This is a genomic window from Alteribacter salitolerans (assembly GCF_016901055.1).
Lineage (GTDB): Bacteria > Bacillota > Bacilli > Bacillales > Salisediminibacteriaceae > Alteribacter > Alteribacter keqinensis.
Genome location: NZ_JAFEUX010000001.1, coordinates 62464 through 76103 on the forward strand (window position 1 = coordinate 62464; position 13640 = coordinate 76103).

The 13640-nt window shown below is 45.4% G+C and carries 16 protein-coding genes; all 16 read left to right on the forward strand.

Features of this window, described 5'->3' with window-relative positions:
* Positions 1-17: 17 nt before the first annotated feature.
* Genes JSY36_RS00330 through JSY36_RS00405 form a run of 16 tightly spaced genes read left to right on the forward strand, consistent with a single transcriptional unit; the run spans position 18 to position 13618 of the window.
* Positions 18-380, forward strand: coding sequence for a response regulator (locus JSY36_RS00330; RefSeq protein ID WP_122897101.1), 363 nt, complete (start codon positions 18-20; stop codon positions 378-380).
* Positions 380-1063 carry a flagellar biosynthetic protein FliO gene (gene fliO, locus JSY36_RS00335; protein WP_205164790.1) on the forward strand — a complete coding sequence of 228 codons (684 nt, stop codon included), beginning with the start codon at positions 380-382 and terminating at the stop codon, positions 1061-1063. The genes JSY36_RS00330 and fliO overlap by 1 nt, the downstream gene beginning before the upstream one ends.
* Positions 1063-1731 carry a flagellar type III secretion system pore protein FliP gene (fliP, locus tag JSY36_RS00340; RefSeq protein WP_122897099.1) on the forward strand — a complete coding sequence of 223 codons (669 nt, stop codon included), beginning with the start codon at positions 1063-1065 and terminating at the stop codon, positions 1729-1731. Before fliO ends, fliP begins: the two co-directional genes overlap by 1 nt.
* Positions 1732-1743: 12 nt before the next feature.
* Complete coding sequence (gene fliQ, locus JSY36_RS00345; RefSeq protein ID WP_122897098.1) at positions 1744-2013, forward strand: flagellar biosynthesis protein FliQ; 270 nt, start codon at positions 1744-1746, stop codon at positions 2011-2013.
* Between the two features lie 5 nt (positions 2014-2018).
* On the forward strand, positions 2019-2798 hold the full coding sequence (gene fliR / locus JSY36_RS00350; protein ID WP_122897097.1) for a flagellar biosynthetic protein FliR: 780 nt from the start codon (positions 2019-2021) through the stop codon (positions 2796-2798).
* Positions 2799-3884, forward strand: coding sequence for a flagellar biosynthesis protein FlhB (gene flhB, locus JSY36_RS00355; protein WP_205164791.1), 1086 nt, complete (start codon positions 2799-2801; stop codon positions 3882-3884). It begins immediately after the preceding gene.
* 23 nt (positions 3885-3907) lie between these two features.
* Positions 3908-5950: a flagellar biosynthesis protein FlhA gene (gene flhA, locus JSY36_RS00360; RefSeq protein ID WP_205164792.1), complete on the forward strand. Its 2043-nt coding sequence runs from the start codon at positions 3908-3910 to the stop codon at positions 5948-5950.
* On the forward strand, positions 5947-7038 hold the full coding sequence (gene flhF, locus JSY36_RS00365; RefSeq protein WP_205164793.1) for a flagellar biosynthesis GTPase FlhF: 1092 nt from the start codon (positions 5947-5949) through the stop codon (positions 7036-7038). Before flhA ends, flhF begins: the two co-directional genes overlap by 4 nt.
* A complete protein-coding gene (locus JSY36_RS00370) occupies positions 7028-7912 on the forward strand; it encodes a MinD/ParA family protein (protein WP_205164794.1) in 885 nt (294 codons plus the stop codon). The genes flhF and JSY36_RS00370 overlap by 11 nt, the downstream gene beginning before the upstream one ends.
* Positions 7909-8964, forward strand: coding sequence for a protein-glutamate methylesterase/protein-glutamine glutaminase (locus JSY36_RS00375; RefSeq protein ID WP_205164795.1), 1056 nt, complete (start codon positions 7909-7911; stop codon positions 8962-8964). Before JSY36_RS00370 ends, JSY36_RS00375 begins: the two co-directional genes overlap by 4 nt.
* A gap of 20 nt (positions 8965-8984) precedes the next feature.
* Positions 8985-10973 carry a chemotaxis protein CheA gene (locus JSY36_RS00380; RefSeq protein ID WP_205164796.1) on the forward strand — a complete coding sequence of 663 codons (1989 nt, stop codon included), beginning with the start codon at positions 8985-8987 and terminating at the stop codon, positions 10971-10973.
* Between the two features lie 25 nt (positions 10974-10998).
* Positions 10999-11472 (forward strand): chemotaxis protein CheW, encoded by a 474-nt coding sequence (locus tag JSY36_RS00385; protein WP_205164797.1) that lies wholly within the window; start codon positions 10999-11001, stop codon positions 11470-11472.
* Positions 11472-12110 (forward strand): chemotaxis protein CheC, encoded by a 639-nt coding sequence (locus tag JSY36_RS00390; protein ID WP_122897089.1) that lies wholly within the window; start codon positions 11472-11474, stop codon positions 12108-12110. The genes JSY36_RS00385 and JSY36_RS00390 overlap by 1 nt, the downstream gene beginning before the upstream one ends.
* Complete coding sequence (locus JSY36_RS00395) at positions 12103-12591, forward strand: chemotaxis protein CheD (protein ID WP_122897088.1); 489 nt, start codon at positions 12103-12105, stop codon at positions 12589-12591. The genes JSY36_RS00390 and JSY36_RS00395 overlap by 8 nt, the downstream gene beginning before the upstream one ends.
* Complete coding sequence (locus tag JSY36_RS00400) at positions 12588-12851, forward strand: hypothetical protein (RefSeq protein WP_205164798.1); 264 nt, start codon at positions 12588-12590, stop codon at positions 12849-12851. The genes JSY36_RS00395 and JSY36_RS00400 overlap by 4 nt, the downstream gene beginning before the upstream one ends.
* Complete coding sequence (locus tag JSY36_RS00405) at positions 12851-13618, forward strand: FliA/WhiG family RNA polymerase sigma factor (protein WP_205164799.1); 768 nt, start codon at positions 12851-12853, stop codon at positions 13616-13618. Before JSY36_RS00400 ends, JSY36_RS00405 begins: the two co-directional genes overlap by 1 nt.
* Positions 13619-13640 lie beyond the last annotated feature (22 nt).

A 13640-nucleotide genomic window follows, 5' to 3' on the forward strand; every position in this document is an offset into this window, starting at 1 on the left:
CATTGGGGGAAACAAAAATGGGAGCAAGAGTATTAATCGTAGACGATGCCGCATTTATGCGGATGATGATCAAGGACATCCTGTCAAAAAACAATTATGAGGTTGTTGCAGAGGCTCAGGACGGCCAGCAGGCAGTGGAACTTTATAAGGAGCACAAGCCGGACCTTGTAACAATGGATATTACAATGCCGGAGATGGACGGCATTACGGCTCTAAAAGAGATTAAAGGTTTTGACGGAGATGCAAAGGTCATTATGTGCTCTGCGATGGGCCAGCAGGCCATGGTCATTGATGCGATTCAGGCAGGTGCAAAAGATTTTATCGTTAAACCCTTTCAGGCTGAACGAGTGCTTGAAGCCATTGGTAAAACTCTGGGGTAATGATGGTTGCATGGAATTTTACTGCTGTTAAACTCGCGTTAATTTGTATTATTGTAATGAGTTTTCTTTTCTTTCCTGTACAACCGGTTTCAGCTGAAAGTACTGACTACGGAGAAAGCAGCCGTTCCGTTTCAGACGGTTTGTCAGGTAACGGGACGGATGAAGCTGACGAAAGCCCTGCTGTGCTGAATTCCGGAGACCCGGCAGAAGAACTGCCGGTTTCCCAGGGGGAGCAGAGTTATATCGGTCTTCTTTTTCAGATGTTTCTCGCTCTTGCTTTTATCATTGCCCTGATTTACGGCCTGCTGAAACTGTTTAATAAAAGGAATCAGACGTTTCAAAGCCACTCCGTCATTTCAAGCGTCGGCGGCGTAAACCTGGGTCCGAACCGTTCGGTGCAGCTTATAAAAGTAGGGGACAAGCTTCTCGTTGTAGGTGTGGGTGAAAATATACAGCTGCTAAAGGAAGTGACAGACCCAGAGGAAGTTGAAAAAATGCTCGAAGAACACCGTCCGCAGGATGCCTATGATATTCCATTGAACAAAGCGGGCAGGTGGCTGAAAGAAACGGTCTCTTCCGGGAGAAAGAAACCTACATCCTTTTCTTCCCTGCTTGAAGATAACTTAAAAGAGGTTAGGTCATCACAGACAAACCTCCACGCCAAATTGAAGGAGAAAGAGTAATGCCGGAAATACCAGCATTGGATATATTCAGCGACGATCCTCAAAATTTAACATCAACCATACAGCTGTTATTACTATTGACGGTGCTGGCACTTGCTCCGAGTATCCTGATTTTGATGACGTGCTTTACACGTGTTGTCATCGTTTTAAGCTTTGTCCGGACAGGTCTTGCAACACAGCAGATGCCGCCTAACCAGGTGTTAATCGGACTGGCACTGTTTATTACTTTCTTTGTGATGGCGCCTGTATTTCAGGAGATTAATGAAGAAGCCCTTCAGCCGTTGTTTGATGGGGAGTACACTCAGGAAGAAGCCTTTGAAGCTGCAGCCGGACCCATTAAGGAATTCATGGCCCAGCATACAAGGGAAAAGGACCTGGCATTGTTTATGGGGTATCAGGGGCTGGAAAGACCCGAGACACTGGAGGATATTCCTCTGACTGCACTTGTCCCGGCTTTTGCCATCAGCGAATTAAAAACAGCTTTTCAGATCGGGTTTATGATTTTTGTCCCGTTTTTAATTATTGATATGGTCGTGGCAAGTGTTCTCATGTCAATGGGGATGATGATGCTTCCTCCTGTCATGATTGCCCTGCCGTTTAAAATACTGCTGTTTGTCATGGTTGACGGGTGGCACCTTGTTATCAGGTCATTATTATTAAGTTTTTAAGGGGAGTAAATGATGAGTTCAGAGATGGTCATTTCATTAGCGGAACGAGGCGTTTTTACCGTAATTTTAGTAGCTGGGCCACTGTTGATTCTGGCACTGGGAATAGGACTCCTGGTAAGTGTGTTTCAGGCAACCACACAAATCCAGGAACAGACCCTTGCGTTTATTCCGAAGATTGTCGGGGTGCTGATCGGACTCGTTGTTTTCGGGCCGTGGATGCTCGATGTGGTTTTGTCTTTCACAGAAGAGATTTTCTCCAACCTGCACCTGTACATAGGGTAGCGTAAATGATTGATTTGCTTGAGTGGTTCCCGGCATTCCTCCTCGTTCTTGTCAGAATGTCAGCCTTTGTAATCACATTGCCCTTATTTTCCTATCAGAATGTCCCGGCACTTTATAAAGTAGGTTTTTCCTTCTTTATGGCCTGGATTATCTTTTTTGCATACGAATGGCCCGTACTTGAAATAGATCATACGTATTTTCTGCTTATCTTAAAAGAAGCGATGGTAGGTCTTACAGTCGGATTTGCTGCCTCTTTAATTCTGTATGCTATCCAGGTAGCCGGCGGTTTTATCGATATCAAGATGGGCTTTATGATCGCGAACGTTATCGATCCTCAGACCGGAGCCCAAAGCCCGATGACGGGGGGATATCTGTATACATTTGCATTGTTGTTTTTACTTGCGACCAATGCTCATCACCTCCTCATCGATGGCGTATTTTACAGCTATCAGTTTGTACCTCTGGACCAGCTTTTCCTCCCATTTGGTGAAGAAGCCGTCGTTATGCATGTGATTACAAGCATGAACACGATGTTTATGATTGCTTTTCAAATGGCCATGCCAATAGTCGGATCCTTATTTTTAGTTGATGTGGCTCTGGGAATGGTGTCCAGAACTGTCCCGCAGGTCAATGTATTCGTTGTAGGGCTGCCCCTTAAGATCATTGCAGGGTTTATCATGCTGTTTCTTGTCATGGGACCGTTTTTCGTGGTTGTCGGATATCTGGTCGAATCGATGACGGTGACGATGAGAACGCTTCTGGAGCTCTATGGAGGTCTGGGTTAAATGTACAAAAAAATTGATTTAACATTTTTTTCTCAGGAAAAAACGGAAAAAGCCACACCGAAAAAGAAACAGGATTCACGGAAAAAGGGACAGGTTGCCAAAAGCTCCGATGTGAATACCGCTATTATTCTATTATTTGTTTTTTTATTTCTATGGTTAATCGGCAGCTTTGCATCTGAAAGACTCTTTACCATGAGTGCCTACACTTTCGAGAACCTCCTTACTCTGGAGCTTACGAGCGGAAACGTTCAGGCGTTGTTTCTGGATCTGACCGCCCAGGTAATCTGGATAGCTGGTCCCATCATGCTGATTGCCATGCTCGGGGCGGTGGTGAGCAACTATATGCAGGTTGGCTTTCTGTTTGCACCGGAAGCAATAAAAATGAAGCTCAGCAAGGTTGATCCGATTCAGGGTTTTAAACGGATTTATTCTGTCCGGGCTCTCGTTGAATTTTTAAAGAGCATGCTTAAAATCAGCCTCGTAGGTATTGTTACCTTCACGATTATCTGGGTTTATATGGACGATATTCTTACAATGTCGTTGTACTCCGTCGGCGACAGTGCTGCGATGATTGGAACGCTCACGGTTATGATGGGGCTGGCAGTTGCCTTGCTTCTTATCTTTCTGGGGATTCTTGATTATCTTTATCAGAAATACGATCACGAAAAAAACATCCGTATGTCAAAGCAGGATGTAAAAGATGAGCATAAAAAAAGTGAGGGTGATCCCCTCATTAAATCACGTATTAAAGAAAAACAGCGTCAGATGGCAACAAGCAGGATGATGCAGGAAGTTCCGAAAGCTGACGTTGTCATCACCAACCCGACTCACTATGCTGTAGCCCTTAAGTATGATGAGGGAGATATGGCAGCACCGAAAGTAACAGCAAAAGGGGTTGATTATGTAGCCCTTAAGCTCATTGGTATCGCAAAGCACAACCAGGTAGTCACTGTGGAAAACCGAACGCTGGCGAGAGCACTTTACGCACAGGCAGAGATTGGTGACGAAGTACCGGAGGAGCTTTTTAAAGCGGTGGCAGAAGTGCTCGCCTATGTTTACCGTCTGAATCAAAAAGCAAAGCAGTAAGTACGGAGTAAAGGAGAAGTGCAATGGCACCGAGAGATTTAACCGTTTTACTTGGGGTAGTAACCATCGTAATTATGCTTATTATTCCCCTGCCTACTGGCATTATTGATTTTTTAATCATTATTAATATATCCCTTGCGCTTCTGATCATCTTAGTAGCGATGAATACAAAGGAAGCATTGCAGTTTTCCATATTTCCGACACTGCTCTTACTGGTAACCCTGTTTCGTCTCGGCCTGAATGTATCCACAACAAGGGCCATTCTTGGTAATCACGGGGATGCAGGAAATGTCATCGAAACGTTTGGATCCTTTGTTGTGGGAGGTAATGCCCTGGTAGGGTTTGTTATCTTCATTATTCTGGTCGTGATCCAGTTTATCGTCATTACAAAAGGGGCGGAGCGTGTATCAGAAGTAGGGGCCCGCTTTACTCTCGATGCCATGCCCGGCAAGCAGATGAGTATCGATGCAGACCTCAATGCGGGGATGATTTCCGATATTGAGGCAAAGGAAAGAAGAAAGAAAATCGAACAGGAAGCTGATTTTTACGGGTCTATGGACGGAGCCAGCAAATTCGTTAAAGGGGATGCAATTGCCGGTATTGTTATCGTCATTATCAATATCATTTTCGGTCTTGTAATCGGCATGATTCAGGAAGGAATGCCTTTGGCTGCGGCGGCGGACAAATATACTCTCCTTACTGTCGGGGACGGTCTTGTGAGTCAGATCCCTGCACTTCTCGTTTCTACAGCTACAGGTATTATTGTCACCCGTGCTGCATCAGAAGGGAACCTCGGTCATGATGTGACAAAGCAGTTGTTTGCCTATCCAAAAATGATGTATGTTGCAGGAATTACGATCTTTCTGCTGGGGGTTGCAACGCCAATTGCCTGGCCGATTCCTACACTGGTAGCTCTGATGCTTGGTGCAGGAGGCTTCTTTATGAGTAAGGAAGAGGCAGCACAAAAGATAGAAGAGGCAGGAGACGATGACCCGGGCGATCAGGAAGAGGATATGACTTCACCTGAGAGTGTCGTAAGTCTTCTACAGGTGGATCCTATCGAATTTGAGTTCGGATACGGTCTCATTCCTCTGGCTGATACAAATCAGGGGGGAGATCTTCTGGACCGTGTCGTTATGATCCGGAGGCAGCTGGCCATTGAAATGGGAATGATCGTTCCGGTTATTCGGATCCGGGATAATATCCAGCTCCAGCCGAATGAATATTCGATCAAAATTAAAGGAAACGAAGTAGCCAGAGGAGAACTTCTCCTCGATCATTATATGGCCATGAGTCCCGGTGTCGATGATGAAGCAGTTACAGGAATTGAGACGGTTGAACCGGCATTCGGACTGCCGGCGATATGGATCTCGGAGGATACTAAAGAGCAGGCTGAGCTGTCAGGCTATACAGTCGTTGATCCGCCGTCAGTTGTATCGACTCATCTTACTGAGGTCATAAAAAACCACTCTGATGAGCTTCTCGGCCGCGGTGAAACGAAACAGCTCGTTGATCATCTGAGTGAATCCTACAGCACTCTTGTAGAAGACGTGACCCCTTCTCCCCTTTCCATTGGAGAAATACAAAAGGTTCTGAGCCGTTTACTGAAAGAAAAGGTTTCGATCCGGAATCTGCCTATTATTTTTGAAACCCTTGCGGACTACGGTCAGATGACGAAAGATACGGATATGCTTACGGAGTATGTCCGTCAGAGTCTCAGCCGCCAAATTTCAAAGCAGTTCGTCCAGGACAAAGAAGCCCTGCACGTAGTAACGGTCAGCGGAGCTGTAGAGAAAATGATCTCTGATGCCGTTCAGCAGACTGAGCATGGAAGCTATCTTGCTCTGGATCCTCAGTCTTCCCAGCAATTGATCGAACAGATGATGGCTGAAATTGAAAGAATGCAGGAGATGGGCTACATGCCGGTCATTCTATGCTCACCTGCCGTAAGGATGTATGTGCGTCACCTGATAGAGCGCTATATGCCGCAAGTACCGGTTCTCAGCTACAACGAGCTCGAACCTAGTGTAGAAGTACAGAGTGTAGGGGTGGTGAAAGGGATTTGAAAGTAAAAAAATATCAGGCTGATGATATGCCTGAAGCCATGATTAAAATAAAGCAGGAACTTGGAAAAGACGCTGTGATTCTTCACTCCAAAACAATTGAAACAGGCGGGTTCCTCGGTTTTTTCACAAAGAAAAAGCTCGAGGTCATTGCAGCTGCAGACCCTGAGCCGGTTAAACCGGTGAAAAAACCGCTTAACACTGCCCCGTCGGCAGTGAAAGAAGAGACGGGGGATCTGAAAATGGAAGTGGCTGCTCTTAGAAACTCGGTTACTGGAATGAATTTAAAAACACAGTACCCTCAGCCGCTTCAGCCGCTGTATGAGGTCATGTGCGGAGCGGGGCTCTCATGGGAACTTACAGATACGTGCATGAACAGTGCAGTAAAACGGTGGTACAAAGAAGACTCACCGAGGCAGCCCGATCTTCGCCTGTGGATGCAACAAATCCTTGAAGCCGAAATTCCCGATGAGCCTTTTCTATCCGTGGCAGACCGGAAGAAATATATCAATCTGGTCGGGCCCACGGGTGTCGGAAAAACGACCACCCTTGCAAAGATGGCTTCCCATGCTCTGCTTCATGAAAAAAAGACGATTGGCTTTATTACAACGGACACGTACCGGATTGCAGCGGTAGAACAGCTGAAAACCTACGCCAGAATTCTTAACGTTACTGTCGAGGTGGCCTACTCACTGGAGGATTTTAAAAAAGCGTGCGAAAAACTGGCAGATAAAGACGTTGTTTTTATTGATACGGCAGGACGGAATTATCAGGACAGTGAATATATCAAACAATTAAAGAGCACTCTTGATTTTTCTTCACAGTTTGAAACTCATCTTGTCCTTTCGTTAACGAGTAAATATGAAGATATGAAAGAAATTATCGATCAGTTTAAGGCAATCGGTCCTGAATACGCCCTTTTCACAAAATGGGACGAAACAAAATCCCATGGGGCCGTCCTCAATGTTCTCAGCAGTCACAACATGAAAGTATCCTATATAACAACAGGTCAGGATGTACCGGATGACATTAAAAAAGCAGATAAAACGGGCATCATCGAAGAGATGGTGAATAAATGCCATGTACAGTGACCAGGCAGCACAACTGAGAAAATCAATGAAAAAACAAGCCTCAACGTTTCCCATAAGAGAAAAAATGAAGAGGAATACCGCCCGGGTTCTTGCTGTTGTAAGCGGAAAAGGCGGGGTGGGGAAGTCCAACTTTACAGTCAATTTCAGTCTGAGCCTGATTGAACAGCATAAAAAAGTCCTGATTATTGATCTTGACCTTGGTATGGCTAATATTGATATCCTCCTTGGGAAAGCTTCCCGGTATTCGATGATTGATATGATTGAGCAGCGCATGCGTGCCGGGGATATTATTGAGACAACAGAAGAAGGGCTTTCCTACATTGCAGGGGGGACGGCTTTGTCGGAGATTTATGAGCTCAATGAAAATGATCTGGATTTTTTTCTCCGTCAGTTAGAAGGACTGGAAAATGAATATGATGTAATCATTCTTGATCTTGGTGCCGGGATAAACAGAGGCGGAACCCAGATGGTAATGGCTGCTCACGATGTGATCGTTGTGACGACTCCCGAGCCGACTGCGATGACAGATGGATACGGCATGATTAAGTACATTCATAAACAAAACCCGTCTTTACCTGTTCACCTCCTGGTTAACCAGTGTAAAAACAAAGAACATGCTGCACATTTAGCCGCGAACCTCACTCAGGTGTGTGATTCTTTTTTGGGAAAGAAGATTGAATTTTTCGGCTTCCTGCCAAAAGATGAAGCTGTCTGGAATGCGGTCTGTGCCCAAAAGCCTTTTATGAGTGCAGCTCCACAGTGCAAGGTCAGTAAAGCAATGAAAGAGATAGCCGGCCGTTTCTGCGGTGAGCCTTCTGGAACGAATGAGAATTCATTTGTTAAGAAACTTAAAGGGTGGTTAAAAAAACGATGAGTGCGGATAACAAAATCAGCGTTCTGATCATTGATGACTCTGCATTCATGAGAAAAATGATCGCAGACCTCCTGGAGAGAGACAAGAGAATCCGGGTTGTTGAAAAAGCACGCAATGGGAGAGACGGGATCGAAAAGATAAAGAAATATAAGCCTGATGTGGTGACGCTCGATGTTGAAATGCCGGTCATGAATGGGCTGGACGCGTTAAGAAAGATTATGAAGGAAACCCCTCTGCCAGTCATTATGGTATCGAGTACAACAAAAAAAGGTGCCGATAATACCCTGGAAGCGATGAGCCTCGGGGCGTTTGATTTTATTACGAAACCTAGCGGGGCTATCTCACTGGACATACATAAAGTTCAGAACGAACTGATCGAAAAGGTCACAGCAGCTTCCAATGTTCGGCCGGTACAGGTAAGGTCCCATGAAAATCAAAGACACCCGGTTATCCGGAAAAGACAGCCTCCTGTGACTTTGGTAAGAACCAAGATTGTCGCAATCGGTACATCCACCGGGGGCCCGAGAGCCCTTCAGACGGTCCTCGGCAATATTCCAAGAGACTTCCCTTATCCGATACTCGTTGTCCAGCATATGCCTCCGGGATTTACAAAATCCCTTAGCGAACGGCTGGACGGACAAGCTCAGATTAAGGTGAAAGAAGCAGAACATGGAGAAATCATAAAAAGAGGGATTGCGTATATTGCCCCGGGAGGCTACCATTTAAAGGTGAAGAAATTAGGGTCTTCAGTCGTAGTTCATTTGGATGATGAGAGTGATACGGTTAACGGACACCGTCCGTCAGTGGATGTGATGCTTACCTCACTTGCCACCCTTCCTAAAACAAGGGTGATCTCGGTCATCCTGACAGGCATGGGGAGTGATGGAACTGAGGGAATAAAATCGCTAAAAAGAAACAGTGACGTCTATGTCATAACAGAGTCCGAAGAAACGGCAGTCGTTTACGGAATGCCAAGAGCAGTCGTTGAATCAGGACTGTCTGACGCTGTCACAAATCTTGATCACATTACAAATGAACTCGGTCAGCATTAACGAAAAGAGGGAAAGTCATTATGGAAAAAAATCAGTATCTGGACATGTTTATTGAAGAAAGCCGCGAGCATCTTCAAGCCATCAACGATCATCTGCTCCATCTTGAAACCAATCCCGGTCAAAAGGAAATTATCGGTGAAATTTTCCGGTCAGCCCATACATTAAAAGGGATGGCAGCAACGATGGGATATGAAGAGATCACCAACCTTACCCATCAGATGGAAAACATCCTCGATGGTATTCGTAATGGTACATACGAAGCCGGAACCACATTAATTGATGTTGTATTTGAGGCTGTCGATCACATTGAGAGAATGGTAGAAGATATTGCATCAGGCGGAACAGGGAAGGCAGATGTAAAGGATGTACTGAGTAAACTCTTTGATCTTGAAAACAACGGTGCACAAAGTGAAGTTGCCGCTGTAATGGAAAAGCCGAGATCAGAAGAGTCCACATTTGATGACTTTGAACTTACGGTCCTCTCTCAATCTATGGAACAAGGCTACGTTCCTTATACAGTAAAGGTTATCTTACGGGAGGACTGCATTTTAAAAGCTGCCCGTGTTGTGATGATCTTCGATGTACTAGAACAAATCGGAGAAGTCATTAAAAGCACCCCACCGGTTGAAAAGCTGGAAGAAGAAGCGTTTGACAGTCAGTTTACGCTCACCTTTCTATCGAAGGAATCCGCTGAGGAAGTAAAAGCCCACATCTTTAAAGTGAGTGAAGTAGAGGCTGTGTCTGTGGATGAGGTTGTGATTGATAAACCTGAACCTGCTTTAGACGATGGAAATGAAGAGGTAAAGGAAACGGCAAAAGAATTACCTCAGGAACAAGACACGAAGAAGCAAGCCTCAGCTAATAAAACGATCCGCGTGAACATTGACCGCCTTGATGCTCTTATGAATTTGTTTGAAGAGCTTGTGATTGATAAAGGGCGTCTCGAGCAGATCTCGGCTGACCTGAACAATCATGAACTAACAGATACTGTCGAGCATATGAGCAGAATTTCAGGTGATTTGCAAAACATCATACTCACCATGCGTATGGTACCGGTTGAGCAGGTATTTAACCGTTTTCCCAGAATGGTACGGGGGCTTGCAAAAGAGTTAAATAAACACGTACACCTGGAAGTCTCAGGTGCGGAAACAGAACTTGACCGGACGGTTATTGATGAGATCGGAGATCCTCTTGTTCATTTACTGAGAAACTCGATCGACCATGGTGTTGAAACACCTTCAGAGCGTATTAAGAAAGGTAAACCGGAACAAGGCACCATACATTTAAAGGCTTATCACAGCGGAAATCATGTGTTTATTGAAGTCGCTGATGACGGAGCCGGAATCGACCGGGATAAAGTCCTTGCCAAGGCGGTCAGCAAAGGGGCAGTCCCGGAAAAAGGTAAAGAGAACCTTTCCGACAGCGAAGTATATAACCTCCTGTTTTCAAGCGGGCTCAGTACAAGAGATGAAATATCAGACATTTCGGGCAGAGGTGTAGGTCTTGATGTTGTTAAAAGCAAAATCGAGTCCCTCGGAGGCAATGTAACAATCTCCTCGAAAAAAGATGAAGGAACTGCATTCTCGGTTCAGCTTCCTCTGACTCTTTCAATCATTTCAGTAATGCTGGTGGAAGTGGAAAAGGAAAAGTATGCGATTCCGCTCTCCTCTATTATTGAAACCGCTATTATTAAGAAGTCTGATATTTTAAGAGCCCATAACCAGGAAGTCATCGATTTCAGAGGACGCGTTGTTCCTCTGATTGACTTGAAGAAGATTTTTAACGTTCCCAAAGAACCAGGACAGGCCGATGAGCACTATTCCATTGTTGTTGTGAGAAAAGGGGACAAAATGGCGGCGTTAATCGTTGATACATTTATCGGACAGCAGGAAATCGTCTTGAAGGCCCTCGGGCATTACCTCAACCAGGTGTTTGCGGTTTCCGGCGCAACGATCCTCGGAGACGGCCAGGTAGCCCTGATCATTGACTGCAATACAATTATTAGATAAGCACAAGAAACCAGGAGGGATTTAAATGACCAGCGTACTTCAAAGTCAAAAAGTTATTGTTTTTCAATTAGGAGAAGAAGAATACGGTGTCAGTGTTGATCAGGTAAAGTCAATTGAAAGAATTCAACCAATCACACGTGTGCCGAATACGCCTGGATTTGTAAAAGGCGTAATTAACCTTAGAGGGGTCGTTACACCAATCATTGACCTTCGTATGAGGTTTAATATTGAAGAAAAAGAGCACGACAACCATACACGGGTGATCATCGTATCTGTTGAAGATATGGAAGTCGGCCTGATCGTTGATGCAGCAAACGATGTGATGGATATTGAGATGGACAATATTGAGCCGCCGCCGGAAGTTGTCGGGGGAATCGAAGCCGACTACCTCCACGGTGTAGCGAAGCTTGAGAAGCGACTCTTGATCCTGCTTAACCTGAATAAAGTTCTGAGCAGAAAAGAGCTTGAGGAGCTTAAAACGATCGAGGAAGGCTCCTGATGAAAGAGAGCGGATTCAGTGAAAAGCACCTCGACGTCCTGAAAGAAATCGCGAATATTGGTGCCGGCCATGCAGCCACGGCGTTGTCGCAGTTATTGAACAAGCCGATGGATATGAATGTGCCTTCAGTTGAATTTGTTCCGTTTGAAGAAATGAATGATCGCCTGGGAGAGGAGGAGGCGGTTGTAGCGGCTGCGTTCCTCCACGTTAATGGTGATGCACCCGGGAGCTTATTCTTCATACTCCCTGCAGAAGATGCAACGACGCTTGTCCAGGAGCTCACCTTAAACGAAGAAGACACGCTGCATACACCTCCCTATTCTGACATGGCAGTATCCGCCTTTAATGAAGTCGGAAACATCCTGGCAGGGTCTTATCTGTCAGCTCTCACAGCGTTTACAGACTTAAAACTGTATCCTTCTCCACCCCAGACAGCGGTAGACCTTGCAATGGCCATTGTGAGCCATGGATTAATCGCACATTCTGAACACAGTGATTATGCGCTTGTGATCGATACAAAAATAAGTGAAAAAAGTCATGTTCCGATAAAAGGAATCAATGGTCATTTCTTCTTTCTTCCAAATCCCGAATCGTTCAAGCCTTTACTTCACTCATTAGGAGTTCAGTTGGATGGATAACATTGTAAAAGTGACCATGGCCGATCTTAAGATGGCCGAGCCTCCAAATAAAATCAGGACAATGGGGCTTGGTTCCTGCGTTGGAATTATCCTCTATGATGAAAAGTCCCACTTATGCGGAATGGCCCACATCATGCTTCCTTCTTCAAAGCTGAGTAAGCAGGGTACTTTAAACCGGGCGAAATATGCTGATACAGCTATCGAGGACCTCCTGCTTAACCTGAAGAAAAAGCAGGCACCGCTTTTCCGCCTGAAAGCCAAAATGGCCGGAGGGGCCCAGATGTTTACCTTTGCCTCCTCCAGCGAAGCCATGAGAATCGGGCCGCGGAATATCGAGGCTGTAAGAACGGAATTGAAAACAAGAAATATTCCGTTAATCAGTGAAGATGTGGGCGGGGGCAACGGGCGGACGATTGAATTTGATCCAAAAACGTGTCTCCTGGAAGTCAGGACCGTTAACAAAGAGGTGAAAACGATTTGAGAGTGACGTCTGTTGTCATGATTACGTCCATACTCCTATCGATGATCATCGTATTCGTTTCGTCTTTAATGAAGAATGACTGGCCGGTTTCATTATACAGAGCCGTTGCTGGCGGAGTCATTGGAGGCGCAGCGGGTACCTTGCTTATCCTGCTTTTCCCAATGGCTTTAAAAGGGGAGCCCGAACGGGAGGAAAGCAGGGAAACGATTCAAAAAAGCAATGATTCAGAAATGAGCAGCGGCAGTGGGGAGGCTGAATAATGTCAAAACAAGCAGAAGCACACAAGGCGGATCTTTACTGGGACCGTTGGACAGCGTTTGAGGATAAGGAAGCCTGTGATCACCTGATTCAAAGGTATATGCACCTCGTGGATTTTCATGTACAGCGAATAGCAGCCGGACTGCCAAAAAATGTCCGTCATGACGATTTGAAGAGTCACGGGCTCATGGGCCTGTATGATGCACTTGCCAAATTTGATCATAAACGTGAACTCAAGTTTGATACATATGCCTCGTTCAGAATCAGAGGGGCAATCATTGACGGCCTGAGGCAGGAAGACTGGATGCCAAGGTCCCTTAGAGAAAAGGCCAAGCGGATCGAGGCAGCGCAGAACGCCCTTGAGCAGCAGCTTGGGAGGATGCCTGAGGCTGGTGAAGTGGCCGATGAGTGCTCTCTCCCGGAAAAAGAAGTACTGAATGTCATGCATGAAAGTCTCACTTCCCACCTGCTTTCGATTGATGAGAAGACGGGTGACGGCCAGTCTGATGAAACGTTTGTTACAACCATTGTAGATGAACAGATGAAATCACCTGAAGAACACATACTGACGCAGGATAAATATGAAGAGCTTGCTATAAAGATGAAAGACCTGACAAAAAATGAACAGTTGGTCCTCAGTCTGTTTTATTTTGATGAACTGACACTTACTGAAATTGGATCCATTTTGTCCCTGTCGACATCACGCATTTCACAAATTCATTCTAAAGCATTGTTTAAGTTGCAGCGTGCCTTTAAATCTGAAGTTTGATACTGTAATTCATAAATCAGGC